Source organism: Micromonospora sp. WMMC273, assembly GCF_027460285.1.
GTDB classification, from domain to species: Bacteria; Actinomycetota; Actinomycetes; order Mycobacteriales; family Micromonosporaceae; genus Micromonospora; species Micromonospora aurantiaca.
On the sequence record NZ_JAPZBE010000001.1, the window covers coordinates 664,215 to 683,618 of the forward strand.

General features: G+C 71.7%; 18 protein-coding genes, 1 tRNA gene and 1 other RNA gene. 15 read left to right on the plus strand and 5 right to left on the minus strand.

What is annotated here, in order from left to right:
• Window positions 1-2: 2 nt before the first annotated feature.
• Complete coding sequence (locus tag O7611_RS03280; RefSeq protein ID WP_269698042.1) at window positions 3-1,148, minus strand: hypothetical protein; 1,146 nt, start codon at window positions 1,146-1,148, stop codon at window positions 3-5.
• 925 nt (window positions 1,149-2,073) lie between these two features.
• Here O7611_RS03280 and pruA point away from each other — a divergent pair.
• From pruA to O7611_RS03325, 9 genes are all read left to right on the plus strand, one after another.
• Window positions 2,074-3,702: an L-glutamate gamma-semialdehyde dehydrogenase gene (gene pruA, locus O7611_RS03285; protein ID WP_194798450.1), complete on the plus strand. Its 1,629-nt coding sequence runs from the start codon at window positions 2,074-2,076 to the stop codon at window positions 3,700-3,702.
• A 135-nt stretch (window positions 3,703-3,837) separates the two neighbouring features.
• Window positions 3,838-4,353: a PadR family transcriptional regulator gene (locus tag O7611_RS03290; RefSeq protein WP_013284223.1), complete on the plus strand. Its 516-nt coding sequence runs from the start codon at window positions 3,838-3,840 to the stop codon at window positions 4,351-4,353.
• A 45-nt stretch (window positions 4,354-4,398) separates the two neighbouring features.
• Complete coding sequence (prfB, locus tag O7611_RS03295) at window positions 4,399-5,520, plus strand: peptide chain release factor 2 (RefSeq protein ID WP_194798449.1); 1,122 nt, start codon at window positions 4,399-4,401, stop codon at window positions 5,518-5,520.
• A 118-nt stretch (window positions 5,521-5,638) separates the two neighbouring features.
• Window positions 5,639-6,319 (plus strand): cell division ATP-binding protein FtsE, encoded by a 681-nt coding sequence (ftsE, locus tag O7611_RS03300; RefSeq protein ID WP_013284225.1) that lies wholly within the window; start codon window positions 5,639-5,641, stop codon window positions 6,317-6,319.
• 65 nt (window positions 6,320-6,384) lie between these two features.
• Window positions 6,385-7,260: a permease-like cell division protein FtsX gene (gene ftsX, locus O7611_RS03305; RefSeq protein ID WP_194798448.1), complete on the plus strand. Its 876-nt coding sequence runs from the start codon at window positions 6,385-6,387 to the stop codon at window positions 7,258-7,260.
• A gap of 133 nt (window positions 7,261-7,393) precedes the next feature.
• The gene (smpB, locus tag O7611_RS03310) at window positions 7,394-7,873 is read left to right on the plus strand and encodes an SsrA-binding protein SmpB (protein ID WP_116511188.1); all 480 of its coding nucleotides are present in this window, start codon (window positions 7,394-7,396) and stop codon (window positions 7,871-7,873) included.
• Window positions 7,874-7,976: 103 nt separating this feature from the next.
• Window positions 7,977-8,352: a transfer-messenger RNA gene (gene ssrA / locus O7611_RS03315) on the plus strand.
• Between the two features lie 179 nt (window positions 8,353-8,531).
• The gene (locus O7611_RS03320; RefSeq protein ID WP_194798447.1) at window positions 8,532-8,960 is read left to right on the plus strand and encodes a hypothetical protein; all 429 of its coding nucleotides are present in this window, start codon (window positions 8,532-8,534) and stop codon (window positions 8,958-8,960) included.
• 41 nt (window positions 8,961-9,001) lie between these two features.
• A complete protein-coding gene (locus O7611_RS03325) occupies window positions 9,002-9,946 on the plus strand; it encodes a hypothetical protein (protein WP_194798446.1) in 945 nt (314 codons plus the stop codon).
• A 3-nt stretch (window positions 9,947-9,949) separates the two neighbouring features.
• On the opposite strand, the gene mdlC is transcribed toward O7611_RS03325, so the two are convergent.
• Window positions 9,950-11,542, minus strand: coding sequence for a benzoylformate decarboxylase (gene mdlC, locus O7611_RS03330; protein ID WP_269696176.1), 1,593 nt, complete (start codon window positions 11,540-11,542; stop codon window positions 9,950-9,952).
• A 109-nt stretch (window positions 11,543-11,651) separates the two neighbouring features.
• On the minus strand, window positions 11,652-12,452 hold the full coding sequence (locus O7611_RS03335) for an S-methyl-5'-thioadenosine phosphorylase (protein WP_194798444.1): 801 nt from the start codon (window positions 12,450-12,452) through the stop codon (window positions 11,652-11,654).
• Window positions 12,453-12,600: 148 nt separating this feature from the next.
• On the opposite strand from O7611_RS03335, the gene O7611_RS03340 reads away from it, so the two are divergent.
• The 4 genes from O7611_RS03340 to O7611_RS03355 all read left to right on the plus strand — a co-directional run bounded on the left by O7611_RS03340 (window position 12,601) and on the right by O7611_RS03355 (window position 15,078).
• On the plus strand, window positions 12,601-13,191 hold the full coding sequence (locus O7611_RS03340; protein WP_018787607.1) for a YqgE/AlgH family protein: 591 nt from the start codon (window positions 12,601-12,603) through the stop codon (window positions 13,189-13,191).
• Between the two features lie 90 nt (window positions 13,192-13,281).
• Window positions 13,282-13,354, plus strand: a tRNA-Ala gene (locus O7611_RS03345).
• 417 nt (window positions 13,355-13,771) lie between these two features.
• A complete protein-coding gene (locus tag O7611_RS03350; RefSeq protein WP_269696177.1) occupies window positions 13,772-14,227 on the plus strand; it encodes a DUF3592 domain-containing protein in 456 nt (151 codons plus the stop codon).
• A gap of 371 nt (window positions 14,228-14,598) precedes the next feature.
• Entirely contained in the window at window positions 14,599-15,078 is a 480-nt protein-coding gene (locus O7611_RS03355) for a GNAT family N-acetyltransferase (protein WP_269696178.1), read from the plus strand.
• 4 nt (window positions 15,079-15,082) lie between these two features.
• Here the strand turns inward: O7611_RS03355 and O7611_RS03360 are convergent, their stop codons facing one another.
• Window positions 15,083-15,559: an anthrone oxygenase family protein gene (locus tag O7611_RS03360; protein WP_269696179.1), complete on the minus strand. Its 477-nt coding sequence runs from the start codon at window positions 15,557-15,559 to the stop codon at window positions 15,083-15,085.
• Between the two features lie 70 nt (window positions 15,560-15,629).
• Between O7611_RS03360 and O7611_RS03365 the strand changes: the two genes are divergently transcribed.
• The gene (locus tag O7611_RS03365; RefSeq protein WP_194798441.1) at window positions 15,630-16,574 is read left to right on the plus strand and encodes an AraC family transcriptional regulator; all 945 of its coding nucleotides are present in this window, start codon (window positions 15,630-15,632) and stop codon (window positions 16,572-16,574) included.
• Entirely contained in the window at window positions 16,571-16,912 is a 342-nt protein-coding gene (locus O7611_RS03370) for a VOC family protein (RefSeq protein WP_194798440.1), read from the plus strand. The genes O7611_RS03365 and O7611_RS03370 overlap by 4 nt, the downstream gene beginning before the upstream one ends.
• Before the next feature lie 44 nt (window positions 16,913-16,956).
• Here O7611_RS03370 and O7611_RS03375 read toward each other — a convergent pair whose 3' ends face one another.
• Window positions 16,957-19,326, minus strand: a complete 2,370-nt coding sequence (locus O7611_RS03375) for a DUF4153 domain-containing protein (protein ID WP_269696180.1) — start codon at window positions 19,324-19,326, stop codon at window positions 16,957-16,959.
• Window positions 19,327-19,404 lie beyond the last annotated feature (78 nt).

Below are 19,404 nucleotides of genomic sequence, written 5' to 3' on the forward strand. Positions count from 1 at the left end.
GTTCAGGCCGCGGGCTCGTCCTCGTCGTCGTCCACCGGGCGCGGCCCGAGCGTGCGCCCGAAGACGATGAGCGTGGTCAGCGCGCCGACGAAGAGCACCCAGATCCCGTTGTCGACCCGCGAGGTGCCCAGCGCGGTCTGCGCCACCTCGTCGGCCTCGCTGAGCGCGGCGGCCAGGTCGAGCAGCCCACGGCCGCCGACCCGGATGATCACCTCGGTGAGCAGCAGGAGCAGGCCCGCGCCCGCCCCGGCCACCAGGTAGGCCGGCCAGCGCAGCGGCGACGCCGCGCCGTCGCGGCGTTCCGCCCGGCGCCGGGACCAGGTCAGATAGAGGTACGCGGCCAGGCCGGCCAGCAGCCCGGCGAGCAGCGATTCGGTACGCGAGACCCACTTCGCGGCGTCGAGCACCGACTGCTGGGTCTCCCCGGCGCCGAACAGGTCGGAGAGCGGATCGCGGACGCGGCTGAACAGCACCACGAAGATCTGCGCGGTGAGCGTGGCGAGCGTGATCGCCCCCACCACCCGGGCCTGGCGCGCGCCGGCCGTCGCCCCGCCGATGATCGCTGCCGCCGCCGCGGTGCCGGCGATGGTGTTCGTGGTGGCGTTGTCCGCGTACGTCAGGTTGATCGCCACCGCGGTGACGAGCCCGACCAGGAGGCCGGTGCCGACGGCGGTCAGGAAGCGCAGCGTGGCGCGGCCCAGCCGGTTCGTCGCGAGCAGGGCCATTGTGGCGCCGGTGACCAGCGCGGCGGTGATGACGCCTGGCAGCGCGTACGCGGAGAGGCTGATCGCGGTGACGCCGGCCGCCGTGGAGTGGATCGCCTCGCGGGTGGACCAGAGCATGGCGGCCAGCCACCCGACCGAGAGCAGGGCGAGCACGACCGCGCCCGGCGCGAACTCCGGCCGTCCGCCGGTGACAGTGCCCTCGTCCCCATGCGCGGGTCCGACTGCGTCCTCGCCCGTCGGAGCCTCGCTCGCCGGTGTCTCTCCCGCCGGTGCCTCGGCCAACGGTGTCTCTCCGGAGGACGCCTTGACGGGGGACGCCTTGACGGAGGACGTCTCGACGGTGGCCCCGTCGCCCGTGGTCGGCCCGACGGCCTCGGGCTGATCCGTCTCCGCGGCCGTGGAGCTGCCGGGCTGGTTGCTCATCGTCTTCCCTTCGACGGTCGCCGGATGTCCCCGCGCCGGGCCGGGCAGGTCACCGGTCATCCAGCGTACGCGGCGCATCACCACTCCTCGGGCGGGCCGTGTGCCGTCTGCGCCTTGATCGACTGCAGTACGCCGATGTGGTGGCATCCGAAGGGCTCGGATACCGCCGTTTCCCCGAGGTGGAGTGGATCAGTGTCCGATAACCGCGAGGCGCGGTGCCCGGGAACCTGAGGCGGGGCCGGGTGGAAGGTCAGGCGGCGCGGCCTGCGGATGGTTGCCTTCCTGCTCCATCGGCGGCACGGTGTCGTGTGGCGGGCACTGCTCGCGCGGTCGTATTGCGGGTGCCGCTCGCACGGCTGTTCCTGCCGATCTTCGGGGCGGTTCATTGTGCGGCCGCTGTTCGGGTGGGCTGGCGCTGACCGATCCTCGGGCTGGTCCTGTGCCGCCGCTGTTCGAACGGGCAGGTGTCGGCCGATCCTTGGACGGTCCTGTGCAGGCGCGCTTACCCTCGTCCGCCAACCGCGCACAGATGGCCGCCTCGGCAGCCTGCTGGGCGGTGATCGCGTTCCCGACGTGTCGCCCGAGCGTTGATCGGCTGCAGTACGCCGATGTGGTGGTATCCCGTGGGCTCGGATACCGCCGCTTCCCCGAGATGGAGTGGATCAACGGTTGAGTAGCGCCGATGAATCGTCGATCAAATGGGTTGTGATCCGATGTTTCGTCGGATGTGGGTGGGCGGCGGCCGAAGGTCCGGAGACGGCCGGGCCGTCCGGTGTACCGGGGAGGCGCGGCCTGCGGGGGCGTCTCGTGACAGAATCGGGCCAGGTCCCGCCGCCGCTGACCCCGCGGTGTCCGGCGTCCGGCCGCCGGCCGGCGCCAGCGGGTCCGGTTTCGCCGTCGCCGTCGAGATCGCCAGGAGCCTGTGATGGACGCCGTGTTCTCCGTACCCGAGCCGCTCAACGAGCCGGTACACAACTACGAGCCCGGCAGCGCCGACCGGGAACGGCTCCAGCGGCGGCTGGCCGAACTGGCCGCCGAGCGGATCGAGCTGCCGATGACGATCGCCGGCGAGCGCCGGATGGCCGGCGGCGCGTCGATCGACGTGGTGCAGCCGCACAAGCACGCGCACGTCCTCGGCGTCACCGGGCACGCCACCCACGACGACGCCCGCGCCGCGGTGAAGGCTGCCAAGGACGCCGCTCCGATGTGGCGTGCGCTGCCGTTCGAGGAGCGGGCCGCCATCTTCCTGCGCGCCGCCGACCTGCTCGCCGGCCCCTGGCGGGACACGCTCAACGCGGCCACCATGCTCGGCCAGTCCAAGACCGCCGTCCAGGCCGAGATCGACTCGGCGTGCGAGCTGATCGACTTCCTCCGGTTCAACGTGCACTTCGCCCGGCGGCTCCTGGCCGAGCAGCCGCTGTCCTCGCCCGGGGTCTGGAACCGCCTCGACCACCGGCCGCTGGAGGGGTTCGTCTACGCGATCACCCCGTTCAACTTCACCGCGATCGCCGGCAACCTGCCGTCCGCGCCGGCCATGCTCGGCAACACGGTGGTCTGGAAGCCGTCCCCGACGCAGCAGTTCGCGGCGCACTTCACCATGCGCCTGTTTGAGGCCGCCGGCCTGCCGCCCGGTGTGATCAACATGGTCACCGGGCGCGGCGAGGAGGTCTCCGAGGTGGCGCTGGCCGACCCGGACCTCGCCGGCATCCACTTCACCGGCTCGACAAAGGTGTTCCAGCACCTGTGGAAGACCGTCGGCGACAACATCGCCCGCTACCGGGGCTACCCCCGGCTGGTCGGCGAGACCGGCGGCAAGGACTTCGTGGTCGCGCACTCCAGCGCCGACGTGGACGCGCTGCACACCGCGCTGATCCGGGGCGCCTACGAGTACCAGGGCCAGAAGTGCTCGGCCGCCTCCCGGGCGTACGTCCCGCGGTCGATCTGGGAGGGTGGGCTGCGCGACCGGCTCGCCGCCACCGCCGACTCGCTGACCTACGGCGACGTGACCGATTTCAGCAACTTCGGCGGCGCGGTGATCGACGACAAGGCGTTCGGCCGGCACACCGCCGCGCTGGAACTGATCAAGAGCGACGACTCCTGCCGCATCCTGGCCGGCGGCACCGCCGACGACTCGGTCGGCTACTTCGTCCGGCCGACGCTGTTCGAGTGCTCCGACGCCGCACACGAGACGTTCACCACCGAGTACTTCGGGCCGATCCTCGGCGTGCACGTCTTCGACGACGCCCGCTTCGACGAGGTGGTCACCCAGGCCGAGTCGATCGCGCCGTACGCGCTGACCGGGTCGATCTTCGCGACCGACCGCCGGGTGGTCGACCAGGTGGCGGAGAAGATGCGGTACGCCGCCGGCAACTTCTACATCAACGACAAGCCGACCGGCGCGGTGGTCGGGCAGCAGCCGTTCGGCGGCGCCCGGGCCAGCGGCACCAACGACAAGGCGGGCTCCTGGCACAACCTGGTCCGCTGGATGTCGCCGCGGACGATCAAGGAGACCTTCGTCCCGCCGACCGATCACGCCTACCCGCACATGGGCTGAGACCCTCGCCGGAGGGCCCGTCCCGGCCGGGGCGGGCCCTCTTCCTCATCCGACAGTGCACATCGGACCCGTCATCGGGTGCCGAAATGAGCAAATCCTGGACGCCAGAGCCGACAAAGTGGCAGCTTAGAGGGCATGGCGGAATCCGGAGTCAACCCGACGGCAGCAGCTCTGCTCGGTCTGCTGCACGACGGCCCGATGACTGGCGGCCAGTTGATGGCCGCCGCTGAGCGCCGGCTGGCGCCGTACTGGTCGATGACCCGCAGTCAGGTCTACCGGGAGCTGCCGGTCCTGGCCGAGAAGGGTCTGGTGCGTCTCGGCAAGCCCGGGCCGCGGATGAGCCAGCCGTACGCGCTGACGGCGGCCGGGAAACGGACATTCTCCCGCTGGCTGGCGGAGAATCCCGGCAAGGACACCATCCGTAACCCGATAGCGCTACGGATCGCGTTCGGTGACCTGCACTCGTCGAGCCAGCTCAAGAACCTGTACGCGACGGCGAACGAGTACCACACCGAGGCGCTGGCGGCGGTACGGGAGCAGGTCAAGAACGCCAAGAAGGAAGGCGACAGCTACGACGCCAGCGCGCTGGAGTTCGCCGTCGCCTACCACAAGGCGGCGCTGTCCTGGCTGAAGACCGCGCCGGTCGGCTGACCACCTGCGGCGGCCGGGCCAGGATAGGCAGTAGTCTTGTCTGTCGTGACCGCTGCCGATTACGCCGAACAGCTCAAGGAACTCGACGCCACGCTGCGCAACATCGAGGCTGTGCTCGACCTCGACAAGCTGCGCGAGCAGAAGGCCCGGCTGGAGCAGGAGGCATCCGCCCCCGACCTCTGGGACGACCAGGCCAAGGCGCAGCAGGTGACGTCGCAGCTGTCGTACGTCAACGGCGAGATCACCAAGCTCGGTGACCTGCGCTCCCGGCTCGACGACGCCGGGGTGCTGCTGGAGCTGGCCCAGGCGGAGGACGACCCGGGCGCGCTGACCGAGGTCGAGTCGGAGATCACCGGGCTCACAAAGGCCATCCAGGAGATGGAGGTCCGCACGCTGCTCTCCGGCGAGTACGACTCGCGGGAGGCGCTCGTCGCGATCCGGGCCGGCGCCGGTGGCGTGGACGCCGCCGACTTCGCCGAGATGCTGCTGCGGATGTACCTGCGCTGGGCCGAGCGGCACGGCTACCCGACCGAGGTCTACGAGACCTCGTACGCCGAGGAGGCGGGCCTGAAGTCGGCCACCTTCACGGTGAAGGTGCCCTACGCCTACGGCACGCTCAGCGTCGAGTCCGGCACGCACCGGCTGGTGCGGATCAGCCCGTTCGACAACCAGGGCCGCCGGCAGACCAGCTTCGCCGGGGTCGAGGTGCTGCCGGTCACCGAGCAGACCGACCACATCGACATCCCGGAGAACGAGGTCCGGGTGGACGTCTACCGGTCGTCCGGCCCGGGCGGGCAGAGCGTCAACACCACCGACTCGGCGGTGCGGCTGACCCACATCCCCACCGGCATCGTGGTGACCTGCCAGAACGAGAAGTCCCAGCTGCAGAACAAGGCCTCCGCGATGCGGGTGCTCCAGGCCCGGCTGCTGGAGCGCAAGCGGCAGGAGGAGGAGGAGAAGCTGGCCGGCCTGAAGACCGGCAGCACCAGCTCCTGGGGCGACCAGATGCGCTCGTACGTCCTGCACCCGTATCAGATGGTGAAGGATCTGCGTACCGAACAGGAGACGGGCAATCCGTCCTCGGTCTTCGACGGTGACCTGGACAGCTTCATCGAGGCGGGAATCCGCTGGCGGAAGCAGCAGCAGCTCAGCGCTGACAGTGCGTGATCACGGTTGGACGCAGCGCGTCATCGATCTCGGGCTGACCGGGTAAATCGATGACGCGCACCGCTTCTGCGGGGCGTGGGGCTTGGCTCTGCGGTTACACCGCGTAGACTACCGACCCGTGATTCAGCTTGAGCAAGTGACGAAGACGTACCCGAAGGCGTCCCGGCCTTCGCTCGACAACGTGTCCGTCTCGATCGAGAAGGGCGAGTTCGTCTTCTTCATCGGTCCATCCGGCTCCGGCAAGTCCACCATCATCAAGTTGCTGCTGCACGAGGTCACGCCCAACAAGGGCCGGGTCGTCGTCAACGGCAAGGACGTCACGTCGATGCGTTCCTGGAAGCGACCTCACTTCCGGCGTTCCATCGGCTGCGTCTTCCAGGACTTCCGGTTGCTGCCGAACCGCACCGCGTACGAGAACGTGGCGTTCGCGCTGGAGGTGATCGGTAAGACGAAGGCGGTCGCCCGCCGGGTCGTGCCGGAGGTGCTGGAGCTGGTCGGTCTCGGCGGCAAGGAGCACCGCTACCCGCATGAGCTCTCCGGTGGTGAGCAGCAGCGTGTCGCGGTGGCCCGGGCGTTCGTCAACCGGCCGCTGATCCTGCTGGCCGACGAGCCGACCGGAAACCTGGACCCGGACACCTCGATCGAGATCATGCGCCTGCTGGACCGGATCAACCGCACCGGTACGACCGTCGTGATGGTCACGCACGACTCCAACATCGTGAACCAGATGCGGCGCCGGGTCATCGAGATCGAGAGCGGCCGCATCGTGCGCGACCAGGCCCGCGGCGTCTACGGCTGAGCCGGACGACGTTCCGTAGACCCTGACGACGAAACCTCACGCCGGAGAGCCGGAGGAATATCCCGATGCGGATGAAGTACGTCCTGTCCGAAGTACTGGTCGGGCTGTGGCGCAACGTCACGATGACCATCGCCATGATCATCACAATGGCGGTGTCGCTGTTCATGCTGGGCGGCAGCGGCCTTCTCTACCAGAAGGTCGGCGACATGAAGGACCTCTACTACGAGAACGTCGAGGTCTCGATCTTCCTGAAGACCGATGCCACCAAGGAACAGGTCGACGCGCTGGGTCAGCAGCTCGATCAGGACCCGCTGGTCAAGGACTCGACGTACGTCAACAAGGAGCAGGCGTACGAGCGCTTCCAGCAGATGTACGCCGACGCCCCGGACCTGGTCAGCGCCGTCAAGCCGGACCAGCTTCCCGAGTCGTACCGGGTGAAGCTGAACGACCCGGAGCAGTACAAGGCGATCTACGACAAGTACAAGACCGCCGAGGGCATCGACACGATCGTCGACCAGAGCAAGCTGCTCGACAAGGTCTTCGGCGTGCTCAGCGGGTTCCAGAACGGCGCCCTCGCGATCGCCATCGTGATGGCCGTCGCCGCCCTGCTGCTCGTCGCGAACACCATCCAGGTCGCCGCGTACAGCAAGCGCCGTGAGGTGGCGGTCATGAAGCTCGTCGGCGCGTCGAACTGGTTCATCCAGGCGCCGTTCGTGCTGGAGGCGGTGGTGGCCGGTCTGTTCGGCTCCATCCTGGGCCTGCTCGCGTTGGTCGCGGTGAAGCTGCTGTCGGCCGGCAGTTCGATGGCGGCCCTGGAGGGCCTCATCACCCCGATCTCCTGGTCCGAGATCTTCCTGACCTTCCCGCTGATGGCCGCCGTCGGTGGCGTGGTCAGCGCGGTCACCGCCTGGGTCACGCTCCGCTTCTACCTGCGGGTCTAGTCACCTCGTACGGCTCACCGAGGGCCCTTCCGTGCCGGAATAAACGGCGCGGGAGGGCCCTTGTGGTTCCGGTAGCATGATCTCCGCTCGCCGGCCGGTGGCCGGTGAGTCGATCAGGAAGGGGGTGGCGCCGATGCCACGGGAAAAGGGTCGCAAGGTGGTCGCCTCCAACAAGAAGGCACGCCACGACTACGCCATCCTCGACACGTACGAGGCGGGCATGGCGCTGACCGGCACCGAGGTCAAGTCGCTGCGGGCCGGGCGGGCGTCGCTCGTGGACGCGTTCGCCCAGGAGCGTGACGGCGAGATCTACCTGCACGCCATGCACATCCCGGAGTACGCCCAGGGCACCTGGACGAACCACGAGCCCCGGCGTACCCGCAAGCTGCTGCTCAACCGGCTGGAGATCGACCGGCTGCTGGGCAAGCTCAAGGAGAGCGGCCTGACGCTGGTGCCGTTGCAGGTCTACTTCTCCGACGGCTGGGCCAAGGTGGAGATCGGCCTGGCCCGGGGTAAGAAGTCGTACGACAAGCGCCAGGACCTCGCCAAGCGGGACGCCGCCAAGGAGATCGCCCGGGCGGTCGGCCGGCGCGGCAAGGGCATGGCTGAGTGATTCGTCCGGTTCGTCCGGTTGCCTGCGTCGGGCGGGCCTCGGGATGAAACCGGTTGCGCCAGGCGTTAGGCTTGGTGTGCTGCCGACAGGGGCAGCGCTTCGAGGGGGTGACTGGTTTCGACTTCGTACGCAGCGACAGGGGAAGCGAGCCGAGGAAGCCGACGTCGTCTCGAGAATCGGTCGTCGGAAACCAATAAGCGCCAAGAACAATCGCGCTGACTTCGCTCTCGCCGCCTGAGGCGAGTAGCAAGTCTGTCGGCCTGGGAGCGCCTTCGACCCAGTTAGCCGGCATCAGCTAGAAGGCTGGCCAATCGGACCCGGTCGCGGGGTCCGTGCGGCGAGATCAATCAGCGACTGGGCCCGTCACACCAACTTGCTCGCGTGAGCGGTGGGGCCGAGTAGAGGCACAGCGAGCTGCGCTCGGAGAAGCCCTGACAAACCGGCGAAGGACCCGGGTTCGATTCCCGGCACCTCCACCACACAGACTGTGCGCCCCGTCCACCCGGACCGGGGCGCACAGTCGTCTCCGAGGCCGGTGACACCTCGCGGGGCTGCTGATGCCGATGGGGCAGATGAGGCGGCACCGACCGCTGGACAGCGCCCGGAACCGGGTCCACCATCGCCATACGGGTTCGCACCCAGCAGCGGGAGGTGTCCCATGGTCACCAGTCCGATCCAGCAACCGACCGCCGTGCTCCCGAGCGCCTCCGGTGACCTGCGCGCCCTCGGGCGGGCGCTGGCCACCGCCGGGCCGCGCTGGCGGGAGCGACTCCTCACCGATCTGGACCCCGTCCGGCGGGGGTTCACCGAACACGTCCGCGTCACCGAGGGAGCCGGCGGCCACTACGCCGACCTGGTGCGCGCCGCGCCACGCCTGGACCGGGGCGTACGCCTGCTGGTCGGTGAGCACGCCGCGATCAGCGCTGCGCTCGCCGCGCTCCAGCACGCCGTACGCCTGCCAGGGGTGTCCGCCGCGGAGGTACGGGCCCGCACCCACGGTCTGCTGCGCGCGCTCGACCGGCACCGGCGGCACGGCGCCGACCTGCTCTGGGAGGCGTACCAGGCCGACCTCGGCGGCGAGGACTGAGCCCGGGGAACCGGCCGGGACGGGCACGCGTCCAACCCCGTATGCGTCGCGTGCTCGCCCTGCTCGGGATCCCGTTGCTGGCCCTCTCCGCCTGCGCCACGCCCGGTGCCGATCCGGGGGTGGCCACGCCCGCCGGCCCGGACCAGCGGCCCGCGTTCACCGAGCGGGCGCGGGAGGTGGCGGCCGGCTGGCGGCCCGTGCCGGGCTGGCACGACGGGTACGTCCCGCTCCAGGACGCCACGGTGCTCACCGGCGACCCGGGCACCACCGCGGAGACGAAGACGGCGTTCAACGCCGGCTGGTACCGGGACCAGATCCCGATCCCGGCCGACGTGCCGAAGGACGGCACGATCCGGTTCCCCGACGGCACGCTGCGGGTGCCGCTGGTGAGCGCCGCCGACGCGTACGCCCAACTCCACCAGGGTGATCCGCCGCCCTGCGACGGGCGTCCGGCCGCACCGGATCCGGCACCGACCGGGCGACCCGGCCCGAACGACCCGGTGTCGACCTCGGCGCCCGGCGCGTGCGTGGCGCTCACCGTGACCGGGGTGCGGCTGGGCAGCGCGCCGGTGTGGACCAGCCGAGGGCGTGCCGAGGTGCCCGCCTGGCTGTTCACCGTGGAGGAACTGGCCGTACCCGTGGCCCGGGTCGCTGTCGCGCCGCGCGTGACCGGCCGGGTTCCCGGCGGCGCGGTGCCCGGCACGCCGCTCCCGGCGGGCCTGGTGTCCGCGCAGCAACTACGGGCGGTGGAGGGCAACCGCATCGACTACCTGCTCGGCGTCGGCGCCTGCGACAGTCCGCCCACACCGCTGGTGCTGGAACGGCCGGACGTGGTGGTGATCGGCGGCGCCGTGGTCTCGCCCACCGGCCCCTGCACCCAGCAGCTCGTGCTGAAGCCGGTCAGCGTCACGCTCACCGCGCCGGTGGGCGGGCGCGTGGTGCTCGACGCCGGCAGCGGCGCCCCGCTGATCGTCCAGCCCGGCTGAGGCTCACAGGATCCGTGGCACGTCGGTGCTGATCGGCACCGGCAGCACCGTCGGTCGGTCCGAGGCGAGCGCCGCCTCGAGCGCCGCGCCGAGCCCGTCCGGCGTGGTCACCTCACCGGCGCACCCGTAGCCGTGCGCCACCGCCGTCACGTCCAGCCCGGGCAGGTCCAGCGCCGGCACGCCAGGGGTGTGCTTCAGCTCGGCGAACGCCTTCAGGATCGCGTACTGCTGATTCACCGGGACCACGACGGCGAGCGGCAGACGCAGCCGCGCCGCCGTCCACAACGCCTGGACCGAGTAGTGGAACGAGCCGTCGCCGACCACCGCGACGACCGGGCGGCCACGCCCGCTGTCGCGCTCGGCGAGCGCCATGCCGACCGCCGCCGGCAGCCCGAAGCCGAGGCCGCCGCTGGCCATCGTCAGGTACGAGCGCGGCCGCTCGATCGGCAGCCGGCGGCGCAGCGCGGCCAGGTTGGACGGCGACTCCTGTACCAGCACCCCGTCCGCCGGCCACGCGTCCGCCAGCGCGGCGAACAGCGCGTCGGCGCTCGGCGGGTCGGCCGGCTCGGGCGGGGCCGGCTGCGGGCGCGGTGACGGCGCCGCCCGATCGGTCGGCGGCAGCAGCTCACACAGCGCGGCCAAGGTCAGCCCGGCGTCGCCGAGCAGGCTCTCCCCGACCGGGGCGCGGGCCGCCTCGTCCGGATCGTCGGTGACGTGCAGCAGCCGCGCGTCGCCGGGCAGGTAGTCACCGGGCACGTGCGGGTAGTAGCGGAACACCGGCGCGCCCACCACCAGCACCACGTCGTGGCCGCGCAGCGCCTCCGACAGCGGCCCGATCGCGTACGGCAGCACGCCCCGGAAGTGCGGATGCCGTTCGGGGAACACGGCGCGCTCCGGTGCCGGGGCGGCCCAGACCGGGGCGGCCAGGCGCTCGGCCAGCGCCACCGCGTCCGGCCAGGCGTCCGACCGGTCCACCGCCGCGCCGAGCACCAGTGCCGGGGCGCGGGCGGCGGCCAGCGCGCCGGCGAAGCCGCGCAGCCGGTCCGGGTCCGGCGCGATCCGGGTGGCGACGGTACGCACCTGCGGCGGCGGGTCGGCCGGACGGTCCCAGTCGTCCATCGGCAGGGAGAGGAAGACCGGTCCGGCGGGGGGCTGCACCGCCGAGGCGTACGCCCGCATGAAGGCCGCCGGGATGTCCTGCGCGCGGGCCGGCTCGTGGGCCCACTTGACGTACGGCTGGGCCAGCTCGACCGCCCGGGGGCTGGCCAGGCGCGGCTCGATCAGCAGCATCTCGCGGGTCTGCTGGCCGGCGCTGACGATCAGCGGGGTCCGGTTGTGCCAGGCGGTGACCAGGTTGCCCATGCCGTTGCCGGTGCCGGGCGCGGTGTGCAGGTTGACGTGCGCGGGCCGGCCGGTGCCCTGGGCGTAGCCGTCGGCCATCGCGACCGCCGACGCCTCCTGAAGCGCGTGCACGTAGTGGAAGTCGTCCGGGAAGTGCTGGAGGAACGGCTCCTCGGTCGAGCCGGGGTTGCCGAAGACGGTGGTCAGGCCGAGCGCGCGCAGCAGGTCGTAGGTCGCCTCCCGCACCGTCGCCATCGCCGGCTGCCTCCGTTCCGCACGCGGATGCCGGAGCCGGCCCGGTGCCCAGTCTCCCGACCAGCCGAATCTATCGGGCCGAAGACGACTTTTCGGGCGCTTCCCGCGCTCAGGGCAGCGGGAACGGCAGCTTGATCCCGTCCAGGGCGCTCCCGCACTCGCACTCCCGCTCGGCGGGCAGCGCCGCCACGGCGTCCAGCAGCAGCCCGCGCAGCCGGTCGGTGTTCTCCGCGAAGACCCGGAACACCTCCTCGTGGGTGACCGACTCGCCCGCCTCCACGCCCGCGTCCAGATCCGTCACCAGCGCGATCGACGTGTAGCAGAGGGCAAGCTCACGGGCCAGCACCGCCTCCGGGTGACCGGTCATGTTGACGATCGTGCCGCCCATCGAGGCGAACCAGCGCGACTCCGCCCGGGTCGAGAAGCGCGGACCCTCGACCACGACCACGGTCCCGCCGTCCACCGCCGGCACGCCACGCCCCGCCGCCGTGTCGAGCAGCGTGCGCCGCCCGGCCGGGCAGTACGGGTCGGCGAACGACACGTGCACCGCGCCCCTGTCGTAGTACGTCTGCGTGCGCCCGCTGGTGCGGTCGATCAACTGATCCGGCACCACGAACGTCCCCGGGCCCAGCTCCGGCCGCAGGCCGCCCACCGCGCACGGTGCCAGCACCTGGCGTACGCCGAGCGACCGCAGCGCCCACAGGTTCGCCCGGTACGGGATCAGGTGCGGCGGGTAACGGTGATCGCGTCCGTGGCGGGGCAGGAACGCCACCCGGCGACCGCCCACCTCGGCGACGGTGATCGGGCCCGACGGCTCGCCGTACGGGGTGTCCACCACGTGTTCCACCCCGTCGAGCAGGGCGTAGAGCCCCGACCCGCCGATCACCGCCAGTTCGGCCTGCGCCGCCATCCGGCCCTCCCTCGATCCGTCGCGATCACCCGCCGTCAGACCTTAACCAGCGGGCCGGGTGCAGGCTATGGTGCGTGACATGGCGTTGACAGGGTGGACGGTCGACGGCCTCGGGCCCGTACGGGCGCACGGCTGACGGGTGTCGGACATGCAGGGTGAGGGGCAGGCGATCGGTGGCCGAGCCATGGAGTCGATGACCGGACGACTGCTGGTCGCGACACCAGGGCTCAAGGATCCGAACTTCGACCGTACGGTCGTGCTGCTCGTCGCCCACGAACCCGGCGGCGCCCTCGGGGTGGTGCTGAACCGGGCCACCGAGGTCTCCGTGGCCGACGTGCTCGGCGACTGGAGCGACCTGGCCGGCGACCCGGCGGTGCTGTTCGAGGGCGGCCCGGTGCAGCCCGACTCCGCCATCTGCCTGGCCCGGATGCGGCACCCCGTCCGGCCGGTCAAGGGCTTCCACCGCGTCTCCGGCGCGGTCGGCACCATCGACCTCTCGGTCGACCCGGAGAAGCTGCGCGAGGCGGTCGGCGGGATCCGGGTGTTCGCCGGCTACTCCGGCTGGGGTGCCGGGCAGGTCGAGCGCGAGATCGAGGAGGGCTCCTGGTTCGTGTTCGACGCGCTGCCCGGTGACGCCTTCGTCGACCGGCCGGATGATCTCTGGCCGATGGTGCTGCGCCGGCAGGGCGGCATGATGGCGGCGGTGGCCCACTTCCCGCCGGACGTGGCACTGAACTGAGCCGGGTGCGGGGGCACCCCCGCGAGATGACCATGCCGGGCGGCGTGTGTATAGTTCTCTCCGTGCCCGGGCGACCGGGGACGACCGCAAGGGGCCGTGGCGCAGCTGGTAGCGCACCACACTGGCAGTGTGGGGGTCAGGGGTTCGAGTCCCCTCGGCTCCACCCTTGGAGCAGCAAACCAGCAGCCTGGTCGAGCAATCGTCGACCAGGCTGCTGGTTTGTTTCCCGGCTTTCGTGCAACCGGATCCTCGGGAAGGGCGGCCTGTGCCGCCAGCAGCAGCCGTCACGGTCGGGACGCCGTCCCGGGCTGCTTGTCAGATGGTCCGACATCTGGCCTTGAAGTGTCGAGCAGGTTCACACGCCCACCGAGGTGACAAGATCGGCAACCAGATCTGGACCGCCCTACCTGGTGTTTATGTGGCGCGAGAGATCACGTACTGCCAGGGAAGATCCGCGCACCAACATCTGGATCGCCCCGTGCGCCGCCCACACCATTGATGCAGGCGTCGGAACACTTCACAACGCACTTGTCCCGGCCGGCGACTGACCGATGCGAACCGAGGCACGAGGAGGCCGGTAGTGGAGAGCCCGTTCGGCTGGCGAGAGTTGAAGCTGGTCCTCGCGGTTGTGCTGGGCACCCTCCTGATCGGCGGGGGGATGCTGCTCACCGGTCGGCTGAACGAGGCGATCGACGAGCGGATTCGCGTCGGCGCCGAGACGACAGGCGAAGTGGTCCACGTCGAACGGTTCAGGATCACCCGTTCGTTCTCCGCCAACAGGCTGACTGTGGACTACACATTCGACGGCGTGCGGCACCGGGAGCGGTTCTCCAGCGAACTCGACGACAGTGAGTTCCGCGTCGGGGAGTTACTCGATGTACGCGTCGACAGGACGGATCCGACCCGGGCTGCCACGCCCGACGGGTACGCGACGGAGGATCTGCTCCTGCAGGCGCCGACCGTCCTGGCGGGCCTCGGCATCGTCGTGATCGTGATCTCGCTCGCGCTGATCAGAACGGGCCCCCGGCGCGATTAAGTGGGCCGGCGGGATCCGACTGCCGCCCCGACACTTGGGGGACCCTCCCCGGGTGTTTGTTGTCTTCCGGCCTCCTCGATGCATGCAGATGCAGGTTCGGCGGCGGTTCGGCGGCGGCGCAACACAGTCGCCCTTGCCCGCTTCGCCGGCCGATCGGACGGCACGCGCTCCCTGCCCGGTGAGAGTGCCGCCGAGCTGAAACGACCAGCGGAAACAGCGCGGGCCGCAGTTGAGCGCAGCGTGATCGTGGGGGATGCGCCGTACCGGCCGACGCCCTGATCGAGGACGGCCCGAAAGTCGGATCATGGGGTGACGCCTTCCGGGGATGATCATGATCGTCCGCCCGTGATCCGACCGTGAGGGAGAGCACCGTGAACGACGCCATCCGCATCCGACAGGCCGGCCCGGACGACGCGGCCGTGGTGGACGCCCTGGTCCGGGAGATCGCGGCCCACGAGGGGGAGAGCGAGTATGTCGGCGCCACCCCCGAGCGGTGGCGCGAGGTGCTGGGCCGCGCCGACGTGACGGTCCTGCTTGCCGAGCGGAACGGCGAGACGCTCGGCTACGTCTCCGCGCAGCGGCGCCTGCACATGTGGAGCGGCGTCGACATCCTCGCGCTCGACGACCTGTTCGTCCGCGCCGAGGCCCGCGACGGCGGCGTGGGGCGGCGGTTGATGGTCGCTCTGGCCGAGCGGGCCGCCGCCCAGCGCCTCGTCATCCGGTGGGAGGTGAAGCCGGAGAACGAGGCCGCGCAGCGCTTCTACCGGCGGATCGGCGGCACGCTCTTCCCGAAGGTGGTCGTCCGCTGGCTGCCGGAGAACTACCTGCCGCTGATCGAAGACCGGTCATAGCAGCTCAACCGGTGAGCACCAGCGCCCAGCACAGCGCGCCGAACCCGGCAGTGCTCGCCACCGTCCGGACCACGTTCCAGGTGACCCAGGCGGACTCGAAGCGCTCCCGCGCCGCTCCGAGATCCGCCGTGCCGGCCGCCGCGAGCGCGTCGTTCAGCGGCACGTTCACCGCCACCGTGACGACGAACATCACCAGGTACAGGGCCAGCCCGGCGACGATCCACGGCAGCGCCGGCCGGGTCGCCCCGCGCCACGCCAGCACCGCCGCGAGCGCCGCCAGCGCCGGCGTACCCAGGAACGCCAGCAGGAACCAGCCGTTGACGACTGAGACGTTGATGCGCTGCATGGCGTCCACGAACGTGCGGTCGTCCGCGCCGCGCAGCGCCGGCATCACGGCGTACGCGAACGCGGCGAACAGGCCCGCCATCAGACCGGCGCCGACTGTGGCGCCGACCAGCGTCAGTTGTTGTACGAGTCGCATGTCCTCATCGAACCGCCGGGCGATGAGACGGCACATGGTCAGGACGCGCGATCGTGTGTTCAATCGTCTCGTGGACGCCGTCTCCGGCCTGCTCGACGGTCCCCGGGCGCGGGGCGCCTTCCTGCTGCGTTCGATCCTCACCCCGCCCTGGTCGATGCTGATCCGGGACGAGGCGCCGCTCACGCTTGTCGCCGTGGTGCGGGGCGAGGGCTGGATCGTGCCGGAGGAGGGCGACGCCGCGCGGCTGACCGGCGGTGACGTGGCGATCGTGCGCGGGCCGGCCCCGTACACGGTGGCGGACGACCCGGCCACGGCGCCGCAGGTGGTAGTGCACCCGGGGCAGCGCTGCACCACACCGGACGGGCGCGAGCTGTTCGCGATGACACGCTGGGGCGTACGCACCTGGGGCAACGGGCCGGACGGCCGGACCGTGCTGCTCACCGGCACGTACCCGGTACGGGGCACTGTCGGGCGGCGGCTGCTGGACGCGCTGCCGCCGCTCGCGGTGGTGCGGCGCGAGTCGTGGGACACGCCGCTGGTGCCGCTGCTGGCCGCCGAGATCGTCAAGGACGACCCCGGCCAGGAGGCGGTGCTGGACCGCCTGCTCGACCTGCTGCTCATCGCCGCGCTGAGGGAGTGGTTCGCCCGGCCGGACGCCGCCGCCCCCGCCTGGTACCTGGCGTACGCCGATCCGGTGGTCGGCCGCGCGCTGCGCATGCTGCACCACGACCCGGCCCGGCCGTGGACGGTGGCGTCACTCGCCGCGGAGGTGGGGATGTCGCGGGCGGCGCTGGCCCGGCGCTTCACCGCGCTGGTCGGTGAGCCGCCCATGTCGTACCTGACGGGCTGGCGGCTGGCGCTCGCGGCCGACCTGCTCCGCGAGCCAGGCGCCACAGTCGGCGCGGTGGCCCGCCGGGTCGGCTACGGCAGTTCGTTCGCCCTGAGTGCGGCGTTCAAACGCCGGTACGGCGTGAGCCCGCGCCGGCACGTCGACCCGGATAGATTGGCCGGATGACTGTCGACCTGTTCGCCGGCGTCCCGGTGCGCGATCTCGCGGTGGCGACGGACTGGTACGAGCGGCTGTTCGGCGAACCGCCGCAGTTCCGGCCGAACGACAGCGAGGCGGTGTGGGAGCTGGCCGAGCACCGCTACCTCTACGTCGACGTGCGGCCCGAGCACGCCGGTCACGCCATGCAGACGGTAGTCGTCGACGACCTCGACTCCCGCGTCGCGGGGATCACCGCCCGCGGTCTGACGCCGACCGCGCAGGAGACCTACGACAACGGCGTCCGCAAGGTGATCTTCCACGACCCGGACGGCAACGAGATCGGCTTCGGCGGCGGTCCGGCCTGACCGGGCCGGCCGGGCCGCGGGGATTCGCGGCCCGGCCTGCGACGTCAGCGCGGGCGCCGGGTCTTCGGCAGGTCGAACTGGTCGGCCCGGCGGCAGTCCTTCGGGCCGCCGATCGCCTGCGGGCCGACCTCGTCGAGGGCCTTGTGGGCGCGCTGGCGGCCCAGGTTCCAGGCGTACCAGGGGTCGGGTTCGGCGAGGTCGTCGGCGATCCAGCTCAGCGTGCACCGGCGTACCGGGTCGGGGAGTTTGGCGAGCGCCGGGGTGGCGTCGGCGGACAGTGCCCGCAGGTACCAGGCGTCGATCTTGCCGGTCTGCTCGTACCGCAGCGTGTTGCGGCGGGCGACGTAGTCCTCCGGGTTGAGCACGGCCAGGCCGAGCAGCATCGCCACCGCCAGCGCGAGCGTGGTGCCGGGGATCCACCGGCCCCGCCACTTGACGCCGGCCGCGATGATCATCAGGAAGACCGTGCCGAGCAGCATCTCGAACGCCATCACGAAGATCCGCTCGCCGGTGAAGCTGTAGACCTTCTGGTACGTCCACATCCGGGACAACGCCGACGCCACGATCACCACGCTGAGCGCGCTGATCAGCCCGAGCAGCACGCGCAGCAGGATCCGCTCGACCGGCCGCTCCCGGCGTGCCCAGCGGCTCACCCCGCCGAGCACCGCCACCGTCAGCAGCGTGACGAAGAGCAGCTGCCAGAAGCCGCTGCGCGCGTACTCGGCGTAGCTGAGCCCGGCGACCCGCTGCACGTGCTGCTGCCCGCCGAAGAGCGTGGTGAACTGCACCACCACGAACCCGGCGAACAGCAGCGTAAGCGCGCCGATGGCCGGGGCCCACTCCAGCAGGCCGAGACGGCGTTCACCCTCGCGATCCACGGTGGACAGGTCGGGCGGCGCGGCGAGCGTGTAGAGCGCGGCAACCGCGATCAGACCGCCCACCACTGCGAGGAACAGCCAGCCGAACACCGTACCGATGTTGATCTCAGGGACGAGCGAACCGAGCGCCTCGGAGAACGCCGCGTCGGCCGACGCGAGCAGGCTGCCGAAGACCACGAGCACCACGACCGTGGCGACCACCGAGACAGTCACCTTGCGCACGGTCGCCTCCTGCGGCGAGGCGGTGATGTGCCGGCGTACCCACGGCAGGCCACGCAACGCCGCGAACGGCGTCGCCACCAGGCCGAACAGGACCGAGCGCACCAGCCGCCCGCCGATGATCGCCAGGGTGGCGCAGCCGAGCGCGCCGAGCACGCAGAACGTCACGAGCCACCAGGCGTTCCGGAACGCCGGCACGGCGATCAGGGCCAGCGCCGCAGCCGCCCACCCGGCCCGGATGAGCTTGTCGGCGCGCGGCAGGTCCGCGGTCTTCGACCGGACCGCCAGCACCACAGCGAGCGTGAGCGTGAGCCAGCCCAGGAACCAGCCGACGCCGACGCGGCCGAGCGGCACGAAGACCGCGCTGCCGACCGCGGCGGCCAGCACCGCGAGCGGCACCGCCCGCCCGGTCGCCGCCTTCGGGCCGGGCCACCGCGCGCCGAGGAACGAGGTCCGCGGCACCGGAGGTCGCGGCGCCCACGTCGGCGCCTGCGGGTGCCCGCTCCACCCCATTCCGGGGTACGGCGGCGCGGGCGCCAGCCCACCGCCGTGCGGAGGCGGGGTGCCCGGAGCGCGCTGAGTACCCGGCGCGGGCAGCGGCCCGGTGGTCGGCTGCGTGCCGGGCGCAGCCCATGACCCGGAGGTCGGCTGCGCACCCGGGGGAGCGGCAGGCGTCTGCAAGGCTCCCGACGGGCCGGACGTCGGTGAAGTGGCCGTCTGCGGCGCGCTGTCGCCGGAGCGCACGCCGGTCCCGGCCCCACCGGAGCCGGCCGTGGCCGCACCCGCTGCGGTGGCGCTTGCGACGGACGGCTTCGAGCCGGCCGCCTGGGTAGTGGCCGAAGCCGCCGGGGCGGCATCCGGCGTGGACGGTGCCGCGTCGCCGGCGGCCGGGGACGCCTCGCCCTCCCGCTCGCGGCGAGCGGCCGGAACGGCGTCCGGCGGGGCGGCGACAGCCTCTCCGCCCGTCGGCCGGTCGGCCGGTGCGGCGGCCGGGGCGGCGCCCTCCACGGGGGAGCGCTCGGCGGTGGGCGCGGCGGCCTGCGCGGGCACCGCAGGCTGGCCCGTCGCCGTCTGCTGGACGGCCGCCGGGACCAGCGGAAGGAACAACGCGTACCCCTGGGTGCCGGGCGGCACGCTGACCGGAATGGCCCAGCCTGGTTGCCCCTCGGCACCGGGCCACGGCACCGGTGCGGGAGCGCCCTCCATCGTGGGCAGGACCAGCAGGTACGGCTGTGCGGGGGCGGGAACGTCGCCCGGTGCGGGACCGGCCGCGGGGGCGGCGCGGGACGACTCGGGGGACGGGACCGGCTCGGGCAAGGGACGCTCCTCGATCACAGGGTTTCGTCACTCTAGGGCCGTCAGGCGTCCGTCGCCGCCCCGGTTGTCCGTTCGGTC

Excerpts from the sequence above, each read along its gene's own strand:
- O7611_RS03360 (WP_269696179.1), bottom strand. The coding sequence starts at position 15,559 with ATGCGACTCGTACAACAACTGACGCTGGTCGGCGCCACAGTCGGCGCC.
- smpB (WP_116511188.1), top strand. The coding sequence starts at position 7,394 with ATGCCACGGGAAAAGGGTCGCAAGGTGGTCGCCTCCAACAAGAAGGCA.
- O7611_RS03290 (WP_013284223.1), top strand. The coding sequence starts at position 3,838 with ATGGCGGAATCCGGAGTCAACCCGACGGCAGCAGCTCTGCTCGGTCTG.
- O7611_RS03340 (WP_018787607.1), top strand. The coding sequence starts at position 12,601 with ATGCAGGGTGAGGGGCAGGCGATCGGTGGCCGAGCCATGGAGTCGATG.
- pruA (WP_194798450.1), top strand. The coding sequence starts at position 2,074 with ATGGACGCCGTGTTCTCCGTACCCGAGCCGCTCAACGAGCCGGTACAC.
- mdlC (WP_269696176.1), bottom strand. The coding sequence starts at position 11,542 with ATGGCGACGGTGCGGGAGGCGACCTACGACCTGCTGCGCGCGCTCGGC.
- ftsX (WP_194798448.1), top strand. The coding sequence starts at position 6,385 with ATGCGGATGAAGTACGTCCTGTCCGAAGTACTGGTCGGGCTGTGGCGC.
- O7611_RS03320 (WP_194798447.1), top strand. The coding sequence starts at position 8,532 with ATGGTCACCAGTCCGATCCAGCAACCGACCGCCGTGCTCCCGAGCGCC.
- O7611_RS03280 (WP_269698042.1), bottom strand. The coding sequence starts at position 1,148 with ATGAGCAACCAGCCCGGCAGCTCCACGGCCGCGGAGACGGATCAGCCC.
- O7611_RS03325 (WP_194798446.1), top strand. The coding sequence starts at position 9,002 with ATGCGTCGCGTGCTCGCCCTGCTCGGGATCCCGTTGCTGGCCCTCTCC.
- O7611_RS03370 (WP_194798440.1), top strand. The coding sequence starts at position 16,571 with ATGACTGTCGACCTGTTCGCCGGCGTCCCGGTGCGCGATCTCGCGGTG.
- O7611_RS03335 (WP_194798444.1), bottom strand. The coding sequence starts at position 12,452 with ATGGCGGCGCAGGCCGAACTGGCGGTGATCGGCGGGTCGGGGCTCTAC.